This window comes from Bradyrhizobium semiaridum, from assembly GCF_020329505.1.
Taxonomy (GTDB): domain Bacteria; phylum Pseudomonadota; class Alphaproteobacteria; order Rhizobiales; family Xanthobacteraceae; genus Bradyrhizobium; species Bradyrhizobium semiaridum.
Genome location: NZ_JAGKJJ010000036.1, coordinates 1 through 23635 on the forward strand (window position 1 = coordinate 1; position 23635 = coordinate 23635).

23 protein-coding genes and 1 tRNA gene are annotated in these 23635 nt (G+C 66.4%); 14 read left to right on the forward strand and 10 right to left on the reverse strand.

The window, feature by feature from the left end; translation table 11 throughout:
- Window positions 1-895: O-antigen ligase family protein (locus J6500_RS28025; protein ID WP_225715938.1), on the reverse strand; the 895-nt coding region annotated here is incomplete at its 3' end.
- The gene (locus J6500_RS28030) at window positions 892-2253 is read right to left on the reverse strand and encodes a GumC family protein (RefSeq protein WP_225715939.1); all 1362 of its coding nucleotides are present in this window, start codon (window positions 2251-2253) and stop codon (window positions 892-894) included. The genes J6500_RS28025 and J6500_RS28030, both read right to left, overlap by 4 nt.
- A gap of 429 nt (window positions 2254-2682) precedes the next feature.
- On the opposite strand from J6500_RS28030, the gene J6500_RS28035 reads away from it, so the two are divergent.
- A complete protein-coding gene (locus J6500_RS28035) occupies window positions 2683-4068 on the forward strand; it encodes a lipopolysaccharide biosynthesis protein (RefSeq protein WP_225715940.1) in 1386 nt (461 codons plus the stop codon).
- On the opposite strand, the gene J6500_RS28040 is transcribed toward J6500_RS28035, so the two are convergent.
- The 3 genes from J6500_RS28040 to J6500_RS28050 form a co-directional block, all read right to left on the reverse strand.
- Entirely contained in the window at window positions 3991-4989 is a 999-nt protein-coding gene (locus J6500_RS28040) for a glycosyltransferase family 2 protein (protein WP_225715941.1), read from the reverse strand. The genes J6500_RS28035 and J6500_RS28040 overlap by 78 nt on opposite strands.
- A 13-nt stretch (window positions 4990-5002) precedes the next feature.
- Window positions 5003-6076 carry a GNAT family N-acetyltransferase gene (locus tag J6500_RS28045; protein ID WP_225715942.1) on the reverse strand — a complete coding sequence of 358 codons (1074 nt, stop codon included), beginning with the start codon at window positions 6074-6076 and terminating at the stop codon, window positions 5003-5005.
- 420 nt (window positions 6077-6496) lie between these two features.
- Window positions 6497-6874 carry a hypothetical protein gene (locus tag J6500_RS28050; RefSeq protein ID WP_225715943.1) on the reverse strand — a complete coding sequence of 126 codons (378 nt, stop codon included), beginning with the start codon at window positions 6872-6874 and terminating at the stop codon, window positions 6497-6499.
- Between the two features lie 235 nt (window positions 6875-7109).
- On the opposite strand from J6500_RS28050, the gene J6500_RS32255 reads away from it, so the two are divergent.
- On the forward strand, window positions 7110-7343 hold the full coding sequence (locus J6500_RS32255) for a DUF1963 domain-containing protein (RefSeq protein WP_225715944.1): 234 nt from the start codon (window positions 7110-7112) through the stop codon (window positions 7341-7343).
- Between the two features lie 31 nt (window positions 7344-7374).
- Window positions 7375-7908 carry a dihydrofolate reductase family protein gene (locus J6500_RS28060; RefSeq protein ID WP_225715945.1) on the forward strand — a complete coding sequence of 178 codons (534 nt, stop codon included), beginning with the start codon at window positions 7375-7377 and terminating at the stop codon, window positions 7906-7908.
- 67 nt (window positions 7909-7975) lie between these two features.
- Here J6500_RS28060 and J6500_RS28065 read toward each other — a convergent pair.
- A tRNA-Arg gene (locus J6500_RS28065) sits at window positions 7976-8052 on the reverse strand.
- Between the two features lie 219 nt (window positions 8053-8271).
- Window positions 8272-9750, reverse strand: coding sequence for a sensor histidine kinase (locus tag J6500_RS28070; RefSeq protein WP_225715946.1), 1479 nt, complete (start codon window positions 9748-9750; stop codon window positions 8272-8274).
- Window positions 9751-10129: 379 nt separating this feature from the next.
- Between J6500_RS28070 and rpmH the strand changes: the two genes are divergently transcribed.
- The 9 genes from rpmH to dapE all read left to right on the forward strand — a co-directional run bounded on the left by rpmH (window position 10130) and on the right by dapE (window position 18166).
- Complete coding sequence (gene rpmH / locus J6500_RS28075) at window positions 10130-10264, forward strand: 50S ribosomal protein L34 (RefSeq protein WP_008542748.1); 135 nt, start codon at window positions 10130-10132, stop codon at window positions 10262-10264.
- Between the two features lie 31 nt (window positions 10265-10295).
- Entirely contained in the window at window positions 10296-10649 is a 354-nt protein-coding gene (rnpA, locus tag J6500_RS28080) for a ribonuclease P protein component (protein ID WP_225715947.1), read from the forward strand.
- 28 nt (window positions 10650-10677) lie between these two features.
- Window positions 10678-12561 carry a membrane protein insertase YidC gene (gene yidC / locus J6500_RS28085; RefSeq protein WP_225715948.1) on the forward strand — a complete coding sequence of 628 codons (1884 nt, stop codon included), beginning with the start codon at window positions 10678-10680 and terminating at the stop codon, window positions 12559-12561.
- A 128-nt stretch (window positions 12562-12689) separates the two neighbouring features.
- The gene (yihA, locus tag J6500_RS28090; RefSeq protein WP_225715949.1) at window positions 12690-13343 is read left to right on the forward strand and encodes a ribosome biogenesis GTP-binding protein YihA/YsxC; all 654 of its coding nucleotides are present in this window, start codon (window positions 12690-12692) and stop codon (window positions 13341-13343) included.
- Window positions 13340-13711 carry a DUF423 domain-containing protein gene (locus tag J6500_RS28095; protein ID WP_225715950.1) on the forward strand — a complete coding sequence of 124 codons (372 nt, stop codon included), beginning with the start codon at window positions 13340-13342 and terminating at the stop codon, window positions 13709-13711. The genes yihA and J6500_RS28095 overlap by 4 nt, the downstream gene beginning before the upstream one ends.
- Before the next feature lie 213 nt (window positions 13712-13924).
- Window positions 13925-14815 (forward strand): acetylglutamate kinase, encoded by an 891-nt coding sequence (argB, locus tag J6500_RS28100; protein WP_225715951.1) that lies wholly within the window; start codon window positions 13925-13927, stop codon window positions 14813-14815.
- Between the two features lie 86 nt (window positions 14816-14901).
- Window positions 14902-15888 carry a DUF1036 domain-containing protein gene (locus J6500_RS28105; RefSeq protein WP_312018247.1) on the forward strand — a complete coding sequence of 329 codons (987 nt, stop codon included), beginning with the start codon at window positions 14902-14904 and terminating at the stop codon, window positions 15886-15888.
- 190 nt (window positions 15889-16078) lie between these two features.
- Window positions 16079-16774 (forward strand): pyrimidine 5'-nucleotidase, encoded by a 696-nt coding sequence (locus tag J6500_RS28110; RefSeq protein ID WP_249781704.1) that lies wholly within the window; start codon window positions 16079-16081, stop codon window positions 16772-16774.
- Between the two features lie 225 nt (window positions 16775-16999).
- Entirely contained in the window at window positions 17000-18166 is a 1167-nt protein-coding gene (gene dapE, locus J6500_RS28115) for a succinyl-diaminopimelate desuccinylase (protein WP_225715953.1), read from the forward strand.
- Between the two features lie 190 nt (window positions 18167-18356).
- Here the strand turns inward: dapE and truA are convergent, their stop codons facing one another.
- The 3 genes from truA to def are packed head-to-tail and all read right to left on the reverse strand — an operon-like array spanning window position 18357 to window position 20564.
- Window positions 18357-19097 carry a tRNA pseudouridine(38-40) synthase TruA gene (gene truA, locus J6500_RS28120; protein ID WP_225715954.1) on the reverse strand — a complete coding sequence of 247 codons (741 nt, stop codon included), beginning with the start codon at window positions 19095-19097 and terminating at the stop codon, window positions 18357-18359.
- Window positions 19097-20032: a methionyl-tRNA formyltransferase gene (fmt, locus tag J6500_RS28125; RefSeq protein WP_225715955.1), complete on the reverse strand. Its 936-nt coding sequence runs from the start codon at window positions 20030-20032 to the stop codon at window positions 19097-19099. Before fmt ends, truA begins: the two co-directional genes overlap by 1 nt.
- A gap of 4 nt (window positions 20033-20036) precedes the next feature.
- Window positions 20037-20564 (reverse strand): peptide deformylase, encoded by a 528-nt coding sequence (gene def / locus J6500_RS28130; protein WP_225715956.1) that lies wholly within the window; start codon window positions 20562-20564, stop codon window positions 20037-20039.
- 171 nt (window positions 20565-20735) lie between these two features.
- Between def and J6500_RS28135 the strand changes: the two genes are divergently transcribed.
- Both J6500_RS28135 and J6500_RS28140 read left to right on the forward strand, forming a co-directional pair.
- Entirely contained in the window at window positions 20736-21944 is a 1209-nt protein-coding gene (locus J6500_RS28135; RefSeq protein ID WP_225715957.1) for a DNA recombination protein RmuC, read from the forward strand.
- Between the two features lie 191 nt (window positions 21945-22135).
- On the forward strand, window positions 22136-23506 hold the full coding sequence (locus J6500_RS28140; protein ID WP_225715958.1) for an AmpG family muropeptide MFS transporter: 1371 nt from the start codon (window positions 22136-22138) through the stop codon (window positions 23504-23506).
- Window positions 23507-23635 lie beyond the last annotated feature (129 nt).

The following is a 23635-nucleotide window of genomic DNA, read 5'->3' on the forward strand; positions in this document are numbered from 1 at the left end:
CGGCGGCGGCCCCGACCCGCCAGATGTCGATGCGGTTGGTGAAGGTCGGATCGACCCCGACCAGGGCAACCAGCTCGCGCATCGCCGGCGAGATTGAGCAGCCGATCGTGACGATGTTGAAGGTGGCGAGCCCGAGAAAGACCAGCGGGATCCGGATCGCCGGCCATCGCTCGAAGATCCAGGCGATGGCGAGAATGCCGGGCAGCGCCGCGGTGGAGGATTTGCCGCCGGTCTGCGGAAGGAACACGACCGCGAGCAGCGTGATCACCGCGCCGGCGATGCGGCGGCCGGTGGCGTAGAGATAGAGCCCGACGAAGCTGATCACCACCATGGCGGCGGCGGCAACATTCTTGTGCGCGAAATGACCGCGCCAGAGCCCGGCATTCATCGGCTCGCGGGTCTCGCTGGCCTGGTGGATCGCAAGCTGCGGCAGCAGGGCGATGCCGATATAGGCCAGCAGCAGCGCGCCGAGACAGCACATCGTGAGCATACCGGCGAACTGCCGTTCCGAACGCGGCAGCAGCAGGAAGATGCCGGCATTGACGATCGTCAGCGCGGCCAGCACGACTCGCTTGAGCGCGAGGTCGGGATGCGCCGACACGGCCGAGACGATCGCAAACCAGAGCAGTGTCACGATCAGGAGGCTGCGTGGCCGCACCGCAAGATGGCGAGCCGGCGAGGAGAACGCGGTCAGCCAGAGGCTCGCCGTCAATCCGAGGAACACGATCTGGTTGATCGTGTTCGAACGGTCGGCGGCCGGGTCTCCCGCGTCGGCGCCCGACAGGTCGATGAACGGCGTCAGCGTGATCAAGTAGAACAGCAGCGTCGCCACGAACAGCGGCGGCCCCAGCACGCCGATCGCTCCGCCCTCGCGGATATCGTCGGCCGGCATCATGCCGCCTTGCTCCTGGCGAGCCGCAACGCGCCGAGATAGCCGGCACCGGCGAGGAAGCCGGCGCAGAGCAGCAGGCCGAGCAACGCGCCCGCCGCTGCGGCGATGAGCGGACGCGGCGGCCAGGTCGCGCGCAGCGGCGCGACGGCCGGGGAGATCACCCGCACGTCGGTGGCGTCGATCTGCTGGCGCTCGGCGGCCTCGCCGGCCCGCTTCAGAACGGTCTGGTAGAGCGCGGTCCTGGCGCCCGCCTCGCGCTCCAGTTCGCGCAGTTTCACCTGGGCCTGGTCGTCGACCGACACGCTGCCGCGCAGCGCGCGCGTCTCCTGGTTCAGCGTGTCGAGCGCCACCCTGGCCTGATCGACGTCGAGGCGCGCGGCACGGCGCAGCCGCTCGGTCTCCGCCTTGATCGCCTTGCCGAGCGCCTCGGACTCGGCCATCGCGTTGAGCATGGCGGGATGCCGCGGCCCCAGCGTCTGCGACAGCGTGGCGATCTGGCGGCGCAAGGCGGCCTCGTCGGCGAGCAGGCCCGACAGCGTCTGCGACTGCACCGCGCCACCCTGCACGCCGTAGAGCGAAACCGCGCGCGAGACTTCATTGTAGCGCGCCTCGGCCTCGGCGAGACGCGCTCTCGCATCGGTCAGCTTGCCGTTCATCCGCTCCATCGCCTCGGAGCTGAGCGGCTGGCCGGACGGTCCCTGTTGCAGGCCATTAGCGCGGCGAAATTCCTCGGTGCGGTCGGCGGCCTCGGTCGCGGCGGCCTTGAGCTCGCCGAGCCGCGCGGCGAGCCCCTGCGCGGCACGCCCGGCGCGCTCGGCATCGGCGCGCACGATTTCCTCGCGGAACGTCTCGGCGATGGCATTGGCAAGCCGCGCCGAGATCGCAGGCTCGCTCGCCCAGACCGACAGCGTCACGACATAGGACCGCTCCTGCCGCGTGACGGTGATGCGCTTGGCCAGCGCACTCATCAGCGCGTTGCGTTGCGCCGCCGCCGACGGACGGTCGAACAGCCAGCCGAGATCGAGCAAGCGCGGCTTGTCCGCAAATTCCGGATCGCCGATCAGGCCGAGCTTGTCGATCACGCGCCGCAGGACGTTTCCGGACGTGATCGTCCGCATCTTGCTCTCGATGTCCAGGATCTGGCTGTCGCTCTGGAAGTTCGCCGTGTAGAGATCGTTCGGGGTCACCACCAGGTTCGTTGGCGGGATTGTCAGCTCGGTGATCGCCGTGAACTTCGGTGTCATCAGTTGAGTGATGCCGACGCCTGCGATTGCGCCGGCGAGAACCGCGGCGACGATCCACCGCCAGCCGCGAAGCAGCCAGCCGGCGACCTGCATGGCGCTGATTGCGGCTCCCGGCATCGAGCCAGTCCCGCTCACCACCCGATACGGGACGGCATCGGTGCGCTGCGTCCTGCTGTTGTCGGCTGCTGTGTACATGTCAGTTCAATTTCAACTTGTGCCCGTCCGGGCCCACTATCTCCCTCCCGTTTCCGCAGACAACTTTAAGTAGCTTTTAGCGTTAGGTATTAATGTTAACCTTACTATCAAATTGCGTGATGGGTGCGTTTGCCCTGATATCCCCATCAAAGCTGATGCCTGGCAGCGTATTTATCGGACATTAAAATCAACCTTTAATTGAAACTCTGATTGACCCTGCGTGCTGAACCTGCGCACGGACGTTGCCTGCACGACCCGGGCGGAGCGGGGTCGCCGTTCCGCCCGCAACATCGAATGAGCCTGGCGCCGAACCGTCGGTGCCGGCGGCGCGCAACGAAGGGCTGTAACGCAATGCTGTACGTGCAAGCCGTCAGCCGGACGATCTCGACGGCCACGCCGATGGTCGTCAGCTATCTACTGTCGAGCGGATCGCTGGCGGCGGCGAGCATCGCCCAGCTCGTGACGTTTGCGATCCTCGCGCGCGCCCTCGGGCCTGCCGAGTTCGGCCTGTTCGTGCAGATATCGGCGGCAACCGCAATCGCGGCACAGATCTGCGGCCTCGGCGGTTCGGATTGCCTGCTGCGCGGCGTCGCGCGTGATCGGGCGAGGTACGCCCCCCTGCTCGGCCACAATCTGCTCCTGATCGGCCTCTCGGGCATCGTGCTTGTGCTCGGCGGCGTCGCCGCGATGGAGTTCTGGACGCGCACGGCGTCCGACCCGGCCATCGCCGTCTCGACCGTGGCGCTGCTGCTGTTCAGCAACATCGTGCTGATCCGCCTGATCCTTCTCGTCGAAACCGTATTCCTCGGTCTCGGCGAGGTGCGCGCCGCAAGCCGCTCCGTGATCGGCTTTGCTCTCGCGCGCACCGCCACCGCAGCGCTGGCCTGCTTCGCGTTCAAGGCATCGAGCCTCGCGGAATGGGCGGTCTGGCAGTTCTGCGGCCACCTGCTCTATGCGCTGGTGGCGCTGGCGTGGCTGCGGCCGCTCGGCCGGCCGCAGCTTGCGATCCTGCGCGCGGAGCTGCGTCCCGGCATCCTGTTCAGCTCGCAATTCGTCGTCCGCGCGCTCCGCTCCAATGTCGACCTGTTCGTGATCGGCCTGTTCACGCCGATCGAAACCGTCGGCAGCTACGGCGTGGCGCGGCGCATCATGGACAGCAGCTATCTTTCGATCGACGCCTTCAACCGGCTGATCTATCCGCGCTTCGCGCGCGCCAGCCATGACGGCCTGCATCTGGCGCTGCCGGCGGCAAAGCGCGCCCTGGTCGCGGCGCTCGGCCTCGGCGTCGCGACGTTCCTTGCCGTGTTCGCGCTCGCGCCCGAGCTGCCGCTGCTGTTCGGGCGCGAGTACCATGACCTGCCGTTCTTCGTGCGCTGCCTGTCGGGCACCGTCATCCTGATCGGCGCCTGGGGCGTTGCGATCGACTTGCTGGGCGCATCGGGCCGGCAAGGCGCGCGCGCCCTGATCCTCAACAGCATCAATCTCGTCGGCAGCGGCCTGATCGCAGCCGCGACGTGGCTCGCCGCCCCGATCGGCACGTTCGTTGCGCTCTATGCAATCGAGGTACTGCTCGTCATTTCCACCTGGCTGGTGCTGCTGCGGCTGTCGCGCCGCAGCCGCCGGGATGCAGCACAATTTGCGACGGCAACCGCCGCGCCGTCAGGAAATGTCCTGGACGACGCGGCTGTCGATCCAGGCCGCCGGAGCCTTGCGGCCCTGGAAGAAGCCGAGCGGTAGCGCCGCAGCGTGGAACAGCCAGGCGACGACGGCGTAGAGGCCGAGCGACAGGCTGCGCTGGCGGACGCTCATCAATGCGACGATGCCGGCGATCAGCGCGGCATCGATCGCAAGTCCGAGAGCCGGCGGCGTGGTCAGGAACGGCAGCACGACCATCGCGGCCAGCCACAGATAGACCGCGGCCCATAGCTTCAGCTCGGGCAACTCCTGCACCAGTTGCTTCCATTGCGGCTTGCCGAACGCCGCGCGCAGCAATTCCCCGATCCCGCGCAAATAGCCCGACTTCCAGCGCCGGACCAGCAGCGCATAGGCATTCACCGCGTGCCCGAAATGACGGACGAAGCTGCGGTCGAGACGATGCAGCGTCCAGCCCCGCGCGCGCAATCTCACGCCAAGATCGAACTCCTCATAGCCGTGCAGATTGCGGTCCGACAGATATCCGACCTGCTCGATCGCCTCGCGCCGGTAGAGGCCGCCGCCGTTCATGCGATCGATCGCGCCGGTGCGGTTCTCCGGCGAGACCCTGCGGCCGCGGCGGACATATTCCAGGCTGGTGTCGTTCATCTCCACGACATGGCCGGTCACGCCGGCCGCGCCGGGATTTGCCGCGAGGTAGGCAAGCGCGTCCGGCAGAAAGGCGGGATCGAGCAGCATGTCGCCGTCCATCAGGCAGACGAACGGCTGGCGGCTATACTGGAAGCCGAGTTGCGGGCCGATGCCGCAACTCGGCGGGATCGCGGGAACGAGCTGAACGACGCGGACCGGATAGTTGGCCGCGACCGCAAGCGTGCGATCGCGCGAGCCGCCGTCGGCCACGATGATCTCGCCGCCGATTCCCTCGAGCGCCGTCAGCACGCTCTCGATCGCAGCGCCGATCCTCGCCTCCTCATTGAGCGTCTTGAGAATGACCGATACCGCCATCGTGCCGCCCGCCTCAGTGGAAATCGTTCATCAGCCGGCTCCAGTCCTCGCCCGCCAGCCCGCCGACATAGACGTCGCCGCGCGCGACAGCTTCGCCGACATCCGGCAGCCGCGTCAGCGCCATCGCGAACGCCCTGTGCCGGAACACCAGCCAGCGCTGCAGCGCCAGTCCCATCATTAGCGCTGGCTGCGCACGGCCGCGGGCCTCGACATGGCCGGAGCTTTCGAGATGCCGGAACATCGCATCGAGCACGGCGATCTCCTGGCCGGGAAGCGACAGGATGTTGAGGACATGCGCGGTCCGCCCCGGCGCGGCGTAGTAGACGAAGGCGCCGACGATCGCGCCGGTGCGATCCTCCACCGCGCGGATCGTGAATGCGCCGAGCCTGGTGTTCTGCGCCGCCAGCGACACCAGCCAGGCGAGCTCATCCTCCGGCCACAGCGGCCGCACCGCATAGTGCGCGATGAGCCGTGGCGCGTGCACGAGAAAATCCGGGATGGACATTTCCGTCGCCTTCGCCGCACCGGCCTGCTCGGCGTCAGCGCCGCCGCGCCAGCGCCGGAGCAGCATGTCGACAGGCCGCACGAGCGTTGCAAGACCAGGATCCCTGCGGCGCAGCACCCGCTCACCAACGCGCGCCGCGAAGGCTCCCATCGGACGGAAGCTGCGCGACCATTCGAGGTTCTGAACGGGGATCGGCCGGCCGCCGATCGCCAGAAGGTGGCTCGCGCTGGTCGGCGACGCGCTGTCGCAGAAGGCAAAGTCCGCACGCCGCGGCCGCAGGGCAAGGATCAGCTGCGCGGCGCCGGCCGCCTCCTTGTTGGCGTCGGTCATGAAGACGCCGAGCAGCCGCCCCGGCACGATATTGCCGCAGGCGACGAAGCGCATCGGCACCGCAAGCAGCGCACTGCGGATACGCCCGTCCTGCTGCTCATAGACTTGCGTGCCAACCGTTTCGCTGTGGGAGGGAGAGCCGAGGGTCAGCGCCCGCAGATATGCTTCAAGGTCCTCGCTCGCCGGCCGGTCGACGCCCCTGAAGACCTTGAGGAACAGGCGGGCGACCGCCGGCACATCGGCTGACGCCATCGCCCTGACGGCGCCCTTGCGCGGGGCCGGCGCAGCGACCTGCGCTCGTGGTCCGGCCTGCTGCATCTAGCGCACGGGGATTGGCGGACGCGATCCCGCGTCACGCGGATGTGTAGCCTGGGGAACGGTATGAAGCCTTGAGTTCAGCATGCTTCGCCACGTGATGTCGTGCCCAATCGCAACGGCGTCGCCAGACGCCCAGTATCAATAATCTCGAAGTATCGATGACCGCCTCATGGCTCACCATGTGGTGCGCTGAGCGGTCATCGTAGTCCCGCAACAGGATCGGAAGCCGCGCACCCGATCCGCCGTCTTGCGTGCTCGCAACCCTCTATCTTGAGCCGGGAGCCGTCAAGAAATTCAACTTGTGGAGGTTAATGCGGCAAGTGGTCCGGCGGGCAAGGTGGATCGCGTGGCTCGCTATTGTTTCGGACTGACCGTGCCGGTGAGCTTCAGCCGCGCCGACCTGACCCAGCCCGAGACATCCTTGCCGGTCTTGGCGTTGAGGTACATCACGGACGACCAGCCATCGCGGGTTTGCGCATACGCGACGAGTTCATCCTTTGGGACAAGGAAGACCCCGCTGACCGGACAGTGCAGGTTCGGCGCGGAATACAACTTCACCCGTCGCGTCCCCGTGACCACGCCGGCCTGCGGCGGCCACAGCAGCGGAACGCGCTTGCTGCCCGATGGCGGCTCCTTGCAGCTCGACGGCGTCTGCGCGTGCACCGACGCGCCAAGCGCAGCGAGGATCACGGCGCTGCCGACGAGGTAGCCGAGCACGGTCCTGTTCGACATCATTTTACTCCCGGACGCGCCGACGGTGCGGCGCGATCGCACGCTACCCCGAGCTGTTGGTCGCCGTCCATGCCGCGCAGGTTCTGCGCGCACGCCGAATTTGCTCGCCGGCGCCGACCACCGCCGACATCGGCGGATTTTGACATGTCCCTTTAGGGCATGGCTAACCGAGCTTCGTGGGCGGATCTTAACGAGCCGCAGGCACCATGCGCAAAGACCCCCGATTGGTCCGGTCATGCGCCATCTGCCTACCATCCTCCTGTCGCGTTGCCCCCGTCGGCCGAACGGGAATTGGCCAACCGCGCGGAGCTGGCTCGGTGGTGCGCCGCGGCTGGGCGCGGCGTCGTGGCCGAGAGACGGGAGTGGCGAGCCGCTGCACTTCGTTGCCCAGATCGATCTGGCCGATCTCCGCGCCACGGCGCGCCGGTCGCATCCGACTTCCCTTACGCGGAGTGGCTGCTCAAGCTAGTCTGAAAACCCCGGGATGGAGGTTTTGCAGCATGGCGAAGATCGTGTTCGGAATGAACGTGTCACTGGACGGCTATGTCGACCATGACGCATATGCGCCGCCGGGTCCCCTGCTGTTTCGTCACTTCATCGAGCAGGTGCGCGGCCTGACCGGCAGCGTGTACGGCCGCCGCTTGTATGAGCTGATGCGTTATTGGGACGACGACCATCCCGAGTGGACGCCGGAGCAACATGAGTTCGCGGCGGCGTGGCGCAGCCAGCCGAAATGGGTCGTCTCGCGATCGCTGAAGTCGGTCGGCCCCAACGCCACGCTCGTCGCTGACGACATCGAGGCGTTGATCCGCAGGCTGAAGGCCGAGCACGCGGGCGAGATCGACGTCGGCGGACCGGACCTTGCGGGAAGTCTCAGCGACCTTGGCCTGATCGATGAGTATCAACTCTACGTCCGTCCCTTCGTGCTCGGCCGCGGCAAGCCGTTCTTCACCAGCCCCCGCCCGCCGCTCCGCCTGGTCGCCAACGATCGCATCGGCGAGGACACGGTCAGGTTGACCTGCGTGCCGGCGTGAGGCTGACGCGAGAGGGATGTTCGCCGACACGGCATAGCGCATCGCGGAAATCGTGGATTCAGCGGAATGGCGCGCCCGGAACGATTCGAACGTCCGACCCTCAGATTCGTAGTCTGATGCTCTATCCAGCTGAGCTACGGGCGCATTTTCGCGGCAGGGTTCGAAGCCCGCGGGGATCCGGGAGGCCCGAACCATCGCGAAAGAGCGCTCTAGCTACAGGCTCCCGGTCCGGTTGGCAAGGTCTGGCTGGCATGTTTGGAACGGCGATTTGACGGGGAGAGCCCCGATTTTTCGTCGTTCCGGGGGCTTCGCGCCAGCGACGAGCCCGGATCTCGGGATTCCCGATGCGGGAATGAGACCGGCCTACGCCCGCGCCCGCTCGCTGCGGATCGACAGCAGTTCCACCGGGCGGTCCGGAATCGAAATCCGGAAGGTGGCGCCGATGGTGCCCTCGACCAGATGGATGTTGCCGCCATGGGCGCGGATCAGCTCGGCGGCGATGGCAAGGCCAAGGCCGCTGCCGCCGGGGCGGCCCGAGGTCTGGAACGCCTCGAACAGATGCTCGCGCGCCTTGGCCGGCACGCCGGGGCCGGTGTCGGAGACCTCGATGATCGCAACCGTTCCCTCGCGGCGGCCGGTGATGCGGATCTGCTGCGCCCCGCCGTCGCCCGTGGTCCGGCTCTCCAGCGCCTGCGCGGCGTTGCGCACCAAATTGAGCAGCACGCGGAACAGCTGGTCGGGATCGGCATCGATCGTCAGCCCACGCTCGATCGCGCTGATCCAGGTGATCGAGGCATCGGTGGCGAGCCCGGCCGATTCGCGTACCTCGGCGACCGCCGGCTCGACCAGGATCATGCGCCGGTCGGGTGCCGCCTCCTGGGCGCGGCCGTACGACAATGTCGACTGGCAGAAGGCGATGGCGCGCTCCAGCGAGCGCAGCAGCTTTGGCGCAAAGCGCTGCACCCGCGGATCGGGCACGCTGGCGAGCTGATCCGACAGCAGTTGCGAGGATGCCAGCAGGTTGCGCAAATCGTGGTTGATCTTCGAGACGGCAAGGCCCAGCGCGGCGAGCCGGCTCTTCTGATGCAGCATCGAGACCAGATCGCGCTGCATGTCCGACAGCTCGCGCTCGGCCACGCCGATCTCGTCGCCGCGCTGGCTCGGCACGATGATCCGCGCCGAGCTCTCGGGATTTTCGTGGAAGCCGATCAGACTCGCGGTCAGCCGCCGCATCGGACGGACGAACAAATAATGCAGCGCGAGATAGACCAGACCCGAGGTCAGGCCGGCGATCAGCAGCGCCACCACGAGGACGTTGCGCGAGAAGCGATACATCGCCTGGCGCAGCGGCTTCTCGTCGATCACCACCTCAATGAACTGCGCCTGGCCTGGTGCTGCTCCGACCACGCGGATGGTCTGATCGCCGCGCTCCAGCATCATCTCGAAGGAATCGACGATCGCCGACCACACCGTCATGGTCCGCATGTCGATGTCATGGTCGATCGCGGCCGGCAGGTCGGCGCTGGCGAGCAGGCGGCGCTGTTGTCCGAGCTTGATGGCGACCGCGCGCGCCCCGATGCTGGACAGGATCTGCCGCGCCAGCGAATCCGGCACCATCCCGGAGGGCGCAGCGTCCAGCACCAGCGCCGCGGTATTGGCGGCGGCGAGCCGGTCGTTCAGGCGGTTGACGCGGAAGTTGGCGATCGCAGGGATATAGATCAGCATCCCGGCGATCATCGCCAGGGGAATGGTCAGCAGCAAAAGCTTGCCCGACAGTCCCAGCCGGACAGACGGCTTGGGCCGAGGCTTCTGCAATGCAGCCTGATCGTCAGTTTCAGCCAAAAGATAAGGCCTTGTTTGGCTCCGGGGCTGGAAGATGCGGCCCGGCCCCCAAGCCGGTCAAATTACGGATCGCTAATGTCGGCGGTTCCCCGGAGCGCCGCCAAGCGCCCCCTCACCGTCAAAAACACCGTGAAAACAGATATATTCGCCCGAATTGCGACGTTTCAAAGAAGCCCGTTGGCGGCGGCCTCCGAGATTGACGAAAACTGGGCACTCCCTTATAAGCCGCGCCAACTGTCCGCGATGGCCCGGTTCTTGACCGGGGGCGGCTCGTTTGGGGCCGCAAACGGCCTGCATTGAGCCCGCCAGCATCACCGGACTTCATCTCAATGGACGTATCTTAATCCTGGCAAATTGCCCGGTCAGCGGAGACTTACCCGTGAAGCGGACTTATCAACCCAGCAAACTGGTGCGCAAGCGCCGTCACGGCTTCCGCGCCCGTCTCGCCACGGCCGGCGGCCGCAAGGTTCTCGCTGCGCGCCGTGCGCGTGGCCGCAAGCGCCTAAGCGCCTGAGCCCGGACGTCTCCTCTTCAGGAGATTCTTTATGGATCGGCTAAGGCAGCGGGCGGACTTCCTCGCCGTTGCCAATGGCGCGCGGGCGAATACCGCCGGCTTTGTGCTGCAGGGCCGCCGCCGCGACGATGAGGGCCCGGTCCGCATCGGCTTCACCGTCACCAAGAAGAATGGAACCGCGACCGAGCGCAACCGCATCCGCCGCCGGCTCCGCGAAGTGGTGAAGCGCATCGACGAGGTATCGATGCGCCCACATCATGATTATGTGCTAGTCGGCCGCCGTGATGCGCTGACGCGCGATTTTGCGACCATGCTTGACGACCTGCGGTCGGCGCTGCGCCGGCTCGACCGGCCTGCGCCCAAAGCGCGTAACCAGGGCGCGTAATCCGAACGGAATGACGAGACCTTAAGAGATGTCCGACAACCGCAACACCATCATTGCCGTCATCCTGTCCGGCCTCGTCCTGATCGCCTGGCAATATTTTTACAACATGCCGCAGATGGAGAAGCAGCGCGCCGAGCAGCAGCGTCAGGCGGAGCTGCAGAAGGCGGCGCCGCAGCCGGCGCCGGCCCCGGGCCAGGCGGCTCCGGGCTCCACGGCGCCGACCCCGTCGGCCAGCGGCACGCCCTCTCCCGCACAGCCGGCCGGCGCCGGACCGGTCATCAGCCGCGAAGCCGCGCTCGAGGCCGGCCCGCGCATCAAGATCGAGACCCCGCGCCTCGCTGGCAGCATCGCCCTGAAGGGCGCGCGCATCGACGACATCGCGCTGGTCCAGTACCGTGAGACGGTCGATCCGGCATCGCCGCCGATCGTGCTGTTCGCGCCGTCGCAGACCGCTTCTCCCTACTACGCCGAGTTCGGCTGGGTGCCCGCGAGCGGCACGACGACGAAGATTCCCGACCAGAACACGGTGTGGCAGCAGGAGGGCTCCGGCAGCCTGACGCCGACGACACCGATCACGCTGAAATACGACAATGGCGAAGGACTCACCTTCCGCCGCACCATCGCGGTCGACGAGCGCTATCTGTTCACCATCAAGGACGAGGTCAGCAATCTCGGCAGCGCGCCCGTCACCCTCTATCCGTTCGCGCTGATCTCGCGCCACGGCACGCCCCAGGTCTCCGGCTACTACATCCTGCATGAAGGCCTGATCGGCTATCTCGGCGACCAGGGCCTGCAGGAATACGCCTACAAGAAAATCGACGAGACCAAGGCGGTGACCTTCGACGTCACCAACGGCTGGATGGGCATGACCGACAAGTATTGGGCGTCGGCGCTATTGCCCGACACCAGTGCCAAGCTGCACGTGACCTACCGGTCGAACGCGGTCGGCAACAATCACAACTACCAGACCGATTATCTGCAGGATGCGCAGACGCTGCCGATCGGCGGCACCATCAGCACCAATGCGCGGCTGTTCGCCGGCGCCAAGGAAGCCAGCGTCGTCGGCATCAACTTCCCGCTGGTCGGCTTCGGCGGCTACAACAAGCAGCTCGGGCTGAACCATTTCGACCTCTTGATCGACTGGGGCTGGTTCTACTTCATCACCAAGCCGATGTTCCTGGCGCTCGACTGGTTCTTCCGCCTGTTCGGCAATTTCGGCGTCTCGATCCTGCTCGTGACCGTGATCGTGAAGCTGCTGTTCTTCCCGCTCGCCAACAAGTCCTACGCTTCGATGGCGAAGATGAAGTCGGTGCAGCCGCAGCTGCAGGCGCTGAAGGAGCGCTATCCCGACGACCGCGTGAAGCAGCAGCAGGAGATGATGGAGATCTACAAGAAGGAGAAGATCAACCCGATCGCCGGTTGTCTTCCCGTCGCGCTGCAGATTCCCGTCTTCTTCTCGCTCTACAAGGTGCTGTTCGTCACCATCGAGATGCGGCACGCGCCGTTCTTCGGCTGGATCAAGGACCTCTCGGCGCCCGATCCGACCAATCTGTTCAACCTGTTCGGCCTGCTGCACTTCGATCCGACGCAGATTCCGGTGTTCGGCCACTATCTGTGGCTCGGCGTCTGGCCCCTGATCATGGGCGTCACGATGTGGGTGCAGATGAAGCTCAATCCGGCGCCGCCGGATCCGACCCAGAAGATGATCTTCGACTGGATGCCGCTGATCTTCACCTTCATGCTGGCGGGCTTCCCGGCAGGTCTTGTGATCTACTGGGCCTGGAACAACCTGCTGTCGGTGCTGCAGCAGAGCTACATCATGCGCCTCAACGGCGTGAAGGTGGAACTGTTCGACAATCTCAAGTCGACATTTCAAAAAAAAAGCGTGAAGACCGAGACTAAGGCAACGTAGCTCCAATCGCGTCATTGCGAGGAGTGGAGCGACGAAGCAATCCATCTTTCGCCGCGCCGAGACATGGATTGCTTCGCTTCGCTCGCAATGACGGATGGGCCGGCCGGCCCCTTGATGGACGTCTTCACATGAGCACCGAACCGGACGCGGCGCTGATCGAGCAGGGGCGAAAGCTGTTCGCCGGCGACTGGCGCTTCATCTGGGCCTCGCCCTCGATCGCGACGCTGCCGCCGATGTCGGGGCTCGAGGTCGCCTTTGCCGGCCGGTCCAATGTCGGCAAGTCGAGCCTGATCAACGCGCTGACCGGCCGCAACAACCTGGCACGCACCTCGCACACGCCCGGCCGGACCCAGGAGCTGATCTTCTTCGAAGGACCTGCGAGCGCCGGCTTCCGCCTCGTCGACATGCCCGGCTACGGCTACGCCGCGGCGGCGAAGTCCAAGGTCGCGTCCTGGACCGAGCTGATCCACAAATTCCTGCTCGGTCGCGCCACGCTGGCGCGGGTCTATGTCCTGATCGATGCCCGCCACGGCATCAAGGACGTCGATCTCGACGTGCTGAAGACGCTCGACAAGTCAGCGGTCAGCTATCAGGTCGTGCTGACCAAGGCCGACCAGGTCGAACCCGCCGAACTGAAAACCATGATCGCCGACACCACGGCGGCGTTGGCAAAGCATCCCGCGGCGTTCCCCGAGGTGCTGGTGACCTCGTCCCGCACCGGCGGCGGCATGCCCGAGCTGCGCGCCGCGATGGTGCGCCTGATCGAGGAGCGGCGCCGATGAGCGGCGTCCCTCGCCTCCTGATCGTCCTCGCCGCGATCATGGGCGCGTGCGGCGTGATGCTGGCGGCCGCCGCGGCCCATCTGCCCGACGCTTCGCGGCTGGCAGCGGCCTCCTCGATGCTGCTGTTTCATGCCTGTGCGGCGATCGCGACGGCTGCGGTTGCGGACCGCGCGATCGTTCATGCGACGATCGGGATCGTGGCGGCGTCCGGCTTTGTCATCGCCACGTCATTGTTCGCCGGCGACCTCGTGCTGCGCCAATATGCCGGCCACGGCTTGTTTCCGATGGCCGCTCCGGCCGGCGGAACGCTGCTGATCGCAAGCTGGGTGCTGCTCGCCGTCGCCGCGATGTGGCCGAGGCAGCGCTGATCCTTCCTTCCCTTCTTCCCCTGTGGGAGAAAGTGAGAGCCATAGCCCGGATGGAGCGAAGCGCAATCCGGGATCTTGCCGCGGGGACAGCCCCGGATTTCGCTCCGCTCCATCCGGGCTACTGAAATCTGCAAATACCTCTCCCGCTTTGCGCCCTGCCCGGCAATCAGCTAGAACCGCGCCGATCCCTCCGCTGACGACGAGACCCGCCCCATGACCGACCACATCAGCCCGCTCGATCAGGCCCGCATCCTGTCGGAAGCGCTGCCGCACATGCAAGAATATGACGAAGAGACCATCGTCATCAAATATGGCGGCCATGCCATGGGCGCAGAGGACACCGCGAAGGCGTTCGCCCGCGACATCGTGTTGCTGGAGCAGACCGCGATCAATCCGGTGGTCGTGCACGGCGGCGGGCCGCAGATCGCGACCATGCTGAAGCGGCTCGGCATCCAGTCGGAATTCGCCGCGGGCCTGCGCATCACCGACGCCGCGACCATCGAGATCGTCGAGATGGTGCTGGCAGGTTCGGTCAACAAGCAGCTGGTCGGCTACATCAACGAGGCGGGCGGCAAGGCCGTGGGCCTGTCGGGCAAGGACGGCAACATGGTGAAAGCGTCGAGGACGACGCGCACCATGGTCGATCCCGACTCCAACATCGAGAAGGCGGTCGATCTCGGCTTCGTCGGCGACCCCGAGAAGGTCGACCTCACGCTGCTGAACCAGCTGATCGGCTACGAGCTGATCCCGGTGCTGGCGCCGCTGGCAACCTCGCAGGACGGCCAGACGCTGAACGTCAACGCCGACACCTTCGCCGGCGCGGTGGCGGGCGCGCTGAAGGCCAAGCGCCTGCTGCTCTTGACCGACGTGCCCGGCGTGCTCGACAAGTCGAAGAAGCTGATCCCGGACCTGTCGATCAAGGACGCCCGCAAGCTGATCGCCGACGGCACCATCGCCGGCGGCATGATCCCGAAGGTCGAGACCTGCATCTACGCGCTCGAACAGGGCGTGCAGGGCGTCGTGATCATCGACGGCAAGACGCCGCACGCGGTGCTGCTCGAGCTCTTCACCAACCAGGGCACCGGCACGCTGATCCACAAGTGATGGCAGGCGCGGCAGCGCGATTGAAGACCATCGTCGCCTGGCTCACGGCTAGGCGGCCGCGCCGGTCGCCGCCCGCGCGGCTCATGATGGCGCTGCCCGCCGCCGCCGCCTCGTTCCTGTTCTCGTCGGCGCCGGCGCATGCCGACCTCAAGCTCTGCAACCGCATGAGCTATGTGATCGAGGCCGCGATCGGCATCGACGACAAGGCAGCGACCGCGACGCGCGGCTGGTTCCGAATCGATCCCGCGACCTGCCGCGTCCTGGTGCAGGGCGCGCTCACTGCCGACCGCCTGCTGCTCAATGCCCGCGCGCTCGGCGTCTACGGCGCCTCGCCGATCCCGCAGAACGGCACCGACACGCTCTGCGTCGCGCAGGACAATTTCGTGATCGCCGCCGCACGCCAGTGCCGCTCCGGCCAGACGCCCGCGCAATTCACCCAGATCACGCCGACCCGGACCGACGACGGCAATCTCGTCGCCTATCTTGCTGAGGACAGCGAGTACGACGACGAACAGGCGCGGCTCGCCGGCATCCAGCGCCTGCTGGTCATCGCGGGCTACGACGCGGCGCCGATCGACGGCGTCGACGGGCCGAAGACGCAGGCTGCGCTGTCGGCGTTCCTGAAGAGCCGCGGGCTGAGCAGCGACATCGTGCAGTCGCCGACCTTCTTCACCACAATGGTCGACGCCGTGCAGAAGCCGTCACCATCCGGGCTGACCTGGTGCAACGACACGCCGCACAAGGTGATGGCGGCGGTCGCGATTGACGATGGCAAGGTGGTGACCAGCCGCGGCTGGTATCGCATCGATCCCGGCAAGTGCCTGCATCCCGATGTTTCAGGCACGCCGAAGCAGATCTATTCCTTCGCCGAGGCGGTCGACAGCGACAACCGCACCATCCGCATCAAGGACAGACCGCTGAACTGGGGCGGCGCGGTGCAGCTCTGCACTCGCGAGAGCAAGTTCGAGGTCAACGAGCAGGGCGACTGCGCCAGCCGCGGCCTCGCCGCAACCGGCTTTACCACCGTCGACATGACCACCGGCGGCAAGACGCTGCGCTTTGCGATGCCGTGATGGCCACAGTGGTGCCAGCAATATCCATGTCGTCCTGGCGAAGGCCAGGACCCATAACCACAGGATTGCGTTTGGCGAAGAACAACGAGCACCATGCCCTATTGGTGGATTCCGCGGTATGGGTCCTGGCTTTCGCCAGGACGACGGCGGAGGGCTGGGCAAGGCTTGCGCCGACGGATGGAGGACAATCATGAAAACTCCCCGCGCTTTCAACCATGTCGACACCTGGGTGTTCGACCTCGACAACACGCTGTATCCGCATCACGTCAATCTGTGGCAGCAGGTCGACGCACGGATCGGCGAGTTCGTCAGCAACTGGCTGAAGATCTCGCCCGAGGAGGCGCGGGTGCTGCAGAAGGACTATTACCTGCGCTACGGCACCACGATGCGCGGCATGATGACCGAGCACGGCGTGCAGGCCGACGACTATCTCGCCTATGTGCACAGGATCGACCACTCGCCGCTGCAGCCCAATCCGGCGATGGGTGCTGCGATCGAGCGGCTGCCGGGACGCAAGCTGATCCTGACCAACGGTTCGGTCGACCATGTCGATGCGGTGCTCGGCCGGCTCGGCATCGGCCACCATTTCGAGGGCGTGTTCGACATCATCGCCGCCGAGCTCGAGCCGAAGCCGGCGCCGCAGACCTACCAGAAATTCCTCAAGCTCCACGGCGTCGACCCCAAGCGTTCCGCGATGTTCGAGGATCTTGCGCGCAATCTCGTGGTGCCGCACGAGCTCGGCATGACCACCGTGCTGGTCGTCCCCGACGGCAGCCAGGAGGTGGTGCGCGAGACCTGGGAGCTGGAAGGCCGCGACGCCGCCCATGTCGACCACGTCACCGACGATCTGACCGGCTTCCTGCAGCGGCTGAACGGGAAGCCGTAAGCCGGATGGAGCGCAGCGCAATCCGGGCTACGCAGCTGCACGAGTGTGCGGCACCCGCTATCCCAATCGCTACGGCGCCAATCCGCTGAAGCAAGTCCAGGCAAGACCGCGTGACAACCGCGACAACAGGCCGCGCGCCACGCAGGGCTGGGATCAGCAGAGCGAGCTCGAAATCGTGCCGCACGAAGCTGGTCCACTGCCGGTGTGGCGTGTTAAGCGGGAGGCATGAGTGATGCCGTTTCGATTACCCGCGATCTCGTCCGCTGCCCGTCCGTCACGCCCGCCGATGCCGGCGCGCTCGGCGTTCTCGAAGCCCTGCTGAAGCAAGCCGGCTTCGAGGTCCATCGCGTCACCTTCTCGGAGCCCGGCACCGCCGACATCGACAATCTCTATGCCCGGATCGGCAGCGCCGCGCCGCACATCACCTTCGCCGGCCACACCGACGTGGTGCCGCCCGGCGATGAGGCCGCGTGGTCGGTCGGCGCATTCTCCGGCGAGGTGAAGGACGGCTATCTCTACGGCCGCGGCGCGGTCGACATGAAGGGCGGCATCGCCTGCAGCGTCGCCGCGGTGCTGCAATATCTCAAGGACCATGGCGGCAGGCCGCGCGAAGACGGCGGGGGCTCGATCTCGTTCCTGATCACCGGCGACGAGGAGGACGTCTCGATCAACGGCACCGTCAAGTTGCTGAAATGGTGCGCCGAGCGCGGCGAGAAGTTCGACCATTGCGTGCTCGGCGAGCCCTCCAATGTCGAGGTGCTCGGCGACATGATCAAGATCGGCCGGCGCGGCTCGCAATCCGGCACGCTCATTGTGGACGGCGTGCAGGGCCATGTCGCCTATCCGCATCGCGCCTCGAACCCGGTGCCCGATATCTCGCGGCTGATCGTGGCACTGAGCGACGAGCCGCTCGATCACGGCAGCGCCCAGTTCCAGGCCAGCAATCTCGAATTCACCACGGTCGATGTCGGCAACGCCGCAAGCAACGTGATCCCCGGCCAGGCGCGGGCGAAATTCAACATCCGCTACAACGACAACCACAGCCAGGAGAGCCTGCGCCGGCTGGTCGACGAGCGGCTCGCGAAAGCTTGCGGCAACCGCATCCGCGCCCGCATCGAATGGGCGCCGTCGAACTCCAACGTGTTCGTCACCAAGCCCGGCCCGTTCACCGACCTCGCGGTGTCGGCGATCGAGGAGGTCACCGGCCGCAAGCCGGAGCTCTCGACATCAGGCGGCACCTCGGATGCGCGCTTCATCTTCAGTCATTGCCCGGTGATCGAGTTCGGCCTGGTCGGCCAAACCATGCACCAGGTCGACGAGCGGACCCCGGTGTCCGACCTGGAGAAGCTGACGCGGATCTATCGCGGCATCCTCGACCGGTATTTTGCTTAGTGCCTGCTCCCCTTTCCCCGTTCTTTACGGGGAGAGGGTCAGGGTGAGGGGCTGCTTCCGCGTATAAGGCGGCAGTCGAACTCGCGAAGGCTCCCCCTCACCCGGAACGCATCTGACGTTCCGACCTCTCCCCGCAAGCGGGGCGAGGTGAAAACCCCGAAAACAACCCCATGCACAGTAAGTATTGGGGTTACTGATAGTCTACACGCACCAGATATAGCCCCTCCGGCGGCGCGACTGGACCGCAGGCGGCGCGGTTGCGGGCTTTGAGCGCGGCGGCGAGGTCGTCGGCGCTCCAGCGGCCCTCGCCGACCCAGACCAGCGACCCGACCATCGAGCGCACCTGGCTGTGCAGGAACGAGCGCGCCGATGTGACGATGTTGATGGCGTCGCCCTCGCGCGTGACGTCGAGCTGGTCGAGCGTCTTCTCCGGCGACTTGGCCTGGCACTCGGTGTCGCGGAAGGTCGTGAAGTCGTGCTTGCCGAGCAGCCGTTGCGCGGCCGCGTGCATCGCGCCGGCATCGAGTGCGCGCGGCACCCGCCAAACTCGGCCGATGTCGAGCGCAAGGTTGGCGCGGGTGTTGACGATCCGATAGAGATAATGCCGCTTGATCGCCGAGAAGCGCGCCTCGAAATCGTCAGGCACGATCTCGGCTGCAAGCACGGCGATCGGATGCGGGCGCAAATGCGCGTTCAGCCCGTCGCGCAGGCGCCCGCGCGGAAACGATTTGGCGATGTCGCAATGCGCGACCTGGCCGCGCGCATGAACGCCGGCGTCGGTACGCCCCGCGCCATGGACCCGCACATCCTCGCCGCAGATCGCCTTGACCGCGGCTTCCAGCGTGCCCTGCACGGTCGGCGCGGTGTCCTGGATCTGCCAGCCGGAGAACGGCGTGCCGTCATATTCGATGGTGAGCTTGTAGCGGGGCATCAGGCGAGCCGCGCAGGCGGCTTCAGCGGCGTGCCGCGCAGGAAGTCGGCGGCCTTCATCGGCGCCTTGCCGGCGCGCTGCAATTCGCGAATCCGGATCGCGCCGTCGCCGCAGGCGATCGCCAGATTGTCGTCGAGCACGTCGCCGGGCGCGCCCGACCCCTTGGCGAGCTCGCAGCGCAAAATCTTCAGCCGCACTGGCTCGCCCTCGCCGGCCAGTTCGCACCAGGCGCCCGGGAACGGCGACAGCCCGTGGATATACCGCAGCACCGCATGCGCCGGCCTGGACCAGTCGATCCGCGCCTCGGCCTTCTCGATCTTGGCGGCGTAGGTGACGCCGTCCTCGCTCTGCTTCGTGAGTAGCAAGCTGCCGCGCTCGAGCCCGGCCATCGCGCGCACCATCAGAGCGGCGCCGAGCGGCGCCAACGCGTCGTGCAGGTCGGATGCCGTCATGCTGTCGGAGATCGCCAGCCGCTCGGCCATCGCGACGTCGCCGGTGTCGAGGCCGACGTCCATCTTCATCACCATGACGCCGCTCTCGGCATCGCCGGCCATGATGGCGCGGTTGATCGGCGCGGCGCCGCGCCAGCGCGGCAGCAGCGAGGCGTGCAGGTTGAAGCAGCCGAGTTTTGGCGCATCGAGAATGGCCTGCGGCAGGATCATGCCGTAGGCGACGACGACCGCCGCGTCCGCGTCATGCGCGCGGAACTCCTCGAGCGCCTCGGCCGTCTTCAGCGTCTTCGGCGTCAGCACGGGAATGCCGAGCCGCCGCGCCTCCCGCTCGACCGGGGTCGGCTGCAACTGCAGCCCGCGCCGACCGGCGGGCTTCGGCGCGCGGGTGTAGACCGCCACCACCTCGTGACCGTGGGCCACGAGTTCCAGCAGCGTCGGCACCGCAAAATCGGGCGTGCCCATGAAAACAAGACGAAGCGGCATGGCGCTACTCTGCCGCGCGCTTGGCGGCCTTCTCGAATTTCTTGAAGACGCGGTCGCGCTTCAGCTTCGACAAATAGTCCACGAACAGCACGCCGTTGAGATGGTCGATCTCGTGCTGGATGCAGGTGGCGTAGAGCCCCTCCGCGTCTTCCTCGTGCAGCTTGCCGTCGAGATCGAGGAAGCGCACGCGCACCCGCGCCGGGCGCTCGACCTCCTCGTAATATTCGGGAATCGAGAGGCAACCTTCCTCGTAGACCGACAGTTCCTCGGACCGCGCCACGATCTCCGGATTGATGAAGACGCGCGGCTTCGCCTGCGTTTCGCCGTTCTCGTCACGCTTGGCGAGGTCCATGGTGATCAGCCGCAGCGGCTCAGCGACTTGGATCGCCGCGAGCCCGATGCCGGGCGCGTCGTACATGGTCTCCAGCATGTCGTCGGCCAGCTTGCGGATTTCCGGCGTCACCTTCTCGATCGGTTTCGACACCAGCCGCAACTGCTTGTCCGGCAGGATGATGATTTCTCTTAATGCCATGGCGGCGATTTAAGCCGCTGACTTGATGGGGTCAATGCGCCCCGGAACCGGTCAAGCGGGCGTTAACCACGTTTCTTCACACGCCGTTAACCACGAAATTTAACGATCGATTAGGCATAAATGTTCCCTCTTCGTTCGCAGCCGGCCGCGAATCGGGGTACAACGGCCGGCATGAACGAGATTCTCCTCACCATCGGCGACCTGCCGGTCCGCGTCTCCGACGCGTTAATCGGCCTTGGCATGCTGGCGCTGATCCTGCTGCTCACCATCGCGATCGTCATCGTGCGGGCAAGCCGGCACGGCGCGGAACTGGCGATGGCCCAGACCATCCGCGCCGACGAGCTGGAAGAGCGGCTCGCCGCCGTGCTGCGCGCCCAGAGCGAATCCTCCGGGCGGGTCGACGCGATGGCGCAGGCGCTCGCCGGCCGCCAGGCCGAGATGGCGCGCGCCGTCAACGAGCGGCTGGATTCGGTCACCCACCGGGTCGGCCAATCGATGGAACAATCGACCCGCAACACCATGGACTCGCTGCGCGTGCTGCACGAGCGGCTCGGGATCATCGATCACGCCCACAAGAACCTGAACGAGCTCACCACCCAGGTCACGACGTTGCGCGATGTGCTCGCCAACAAGCAGTCGCGCGGCGCGTTCGGCCAGGCGCGGATGGAGGCGATCGTCCAGGATGGCCTGCCGCAGGGCTCCTACGAGTTCCAGCACACGCTGAGCACGGGCAAGCGGCCGGACTGCGTGGTGTTCCTGCCGGACCAGCGCCCGCTCTGCATCGACGCGAAGTTTCCGCTGGAGGCGATGACCGCGCTGCACGACGCGCGCAGCGACGACGAGCGCAAATTCGCCAGCCAGCGGCTGCGCGCCGATGTGCTCAAGCATGTCAGCGACATCGCGGAGAAATATTTGATCCCGGGCGAGACCCAGGACACCGCGCTGATGTTCGTGCCGTCGGAATCGGTCTATGCCGAGATCCATGACGGGTTCGACGACGTGGTGCAGAAGGCTTACCGTGCCCGCGTCGTGCTGGTGTCGCCCTCGCTCTTGATGCTGGCGATCCAGGTGATGCAGCAGATCCTGAAGGATGCCCGCATCCGCGACGCCGCCGACCAGATCCGCAACGAGGTGATGCATCTCGGCGACGACCTCGGCCGCCTGCGCGAGCGCGTGCTCAAGCTGCAAACCCATTTCGGCCAGGTCAACGAGGACGTCAGGCAGATCCTGATCTCCGCCGACAAGATCGAAAAGCGCGCCGGCCGCATCGAGGAGCTCGACTTCAGCAAGTCCGAAGCTCCGATCGAAGTCCCCCGCTTTGTCAAGGGCGCAACACAAGAACTGTTCCCCGCCCCGCGCAAGCTGCAGGCGGGGGAGTAGCCACGGAGTCACCTCGCCCGCGCGCGGGGAGAAGTCGAAATTCGCGCATCGCGCGAATTTCGGGTGAGGGGAAGCCTCCGCATGCGACCCCGTCCGAATTCGCTCAAGCAGCCCCTCACCCCCACCTCTCCCCGCGAAAGAGCGGGGAGAGGGAGCGGAGGCAGCGTCGCTCGAATCTGCTAACAGGAGGCATGACCGCACCTGAAGCGACGTCGGACGTATCTGCAAAGATGGCACCGAAGCCCACCTCCTGGCGCGACAGCCTTGCTGTGTACCTGCAGCCGCGGGTGCTGATCGTGCTGCTGCTCGGTTTCTCCTCTGGCCTGCCACTGGCGCTGTCGGGCTCGACGTTGCAGGTGTGGATGAAGGAATCCGGCGTCGATCTCGGCACCATCGGGCTGCTGGCGCTGATCGGAACGCCCTACACGCTCAAGTTCCTGTGGGCGCCGCTGGTCGATGCGCTGCATGTGCCGCTGTTCACCCAGATGTTCGGGCGCCGCCGCGGCTGGCTGCTGTTCTCGCAGCTGCTGCTGATCGCCGCGATCCTGGTGCTGGCGATGGCCGATCCGGCGGGCTCGCCATGGTTCGCTGCCTTTGCCGCGCTGCTGGTGGCGACGACGTCGTCGACGCAGGACATCGTGGTCGACGCGTTCCGCGTCGAGAGCCTGCCCGAGAGCGAGCAGGCCGCCGGCATGGCATCCTATGTCGCGGCCTATCGCGTCGGCATGCTGGTCTCGACCGCGGGCGCATTGTTCATCGTCAGCGGCTTCGAATCGTCGGGCCTTGCGCGTCCATCGGCGTGGATGTGGGGCTATGTGGTGATGGCGGCGATGATCCTGATCGGCGTCGTCACCGCCCTTGCCGCCACCGAGCCGGCGCAATCGCGGGACGCCGAAGCCGCCACCCATGCCCAGAATGCGGCGCAACGCGTGTTCCACGCCGCGCTCGGCGCGTTCTCCGAGTTCCTGACCCGCAAGGACGCCTTCGCCGCGTTGGCCTTCGTGGTGCTGTTCAAGTTCACCGACGCGTTCTCCGGCACCATGACCGCGCCGTTCGTGATCGACATCGGCTTCTCCAAGGTCGACTACGCCGCGATCGTGAAGGGCGTCGGCCTCGCCGCGACGCTGATCGGCGGCTTTGCCGGCGGCTTCGTGGCGCGGCGCTACCCCCTCGCGACCAGCCTCTGGATCGGCGGCGTGCTGCAGGCGCTGGCCAATCTCTCCTTCTCCTGGCTCGCCCATGTCGGCGTCAATCAATGGGCGCTGGCGCTCGCGATCACCGCGGAGAACTTCACCAGCGCGATCGGCACCGTGATCTTCGTCGCCTATCTCTCGGCGCTGTGCCGCAATCCGCTGCACACCGCGACCCAGTACGCGCTGCTCACCGCGCTCGCCGCGGTCGGCCGCACCTATCTGTCATCGGGTGCCGGCTATGTGGCGCAGTATGTCGGCTGGTCGGCGTTCTTTGTGATCTGCGTGCTGGTCGCGATCCCGAGCCTGCTGCTGCTCGCCTGGCTGCAACGGCGGGGGCATTTCGACGAGCTCGGGCCGGTGCGGGTTTAGCTCAGGGTGACGATGATGGAATTGCGGTAAGCCTCCCCGTCGTCCTGGCGAAAGCCAGGACCCATAACCACCGAATCTGATTGAGAGCGGGATAGTGGCCCCAGCGTCGCGCAACACCAAGCAGTTGGG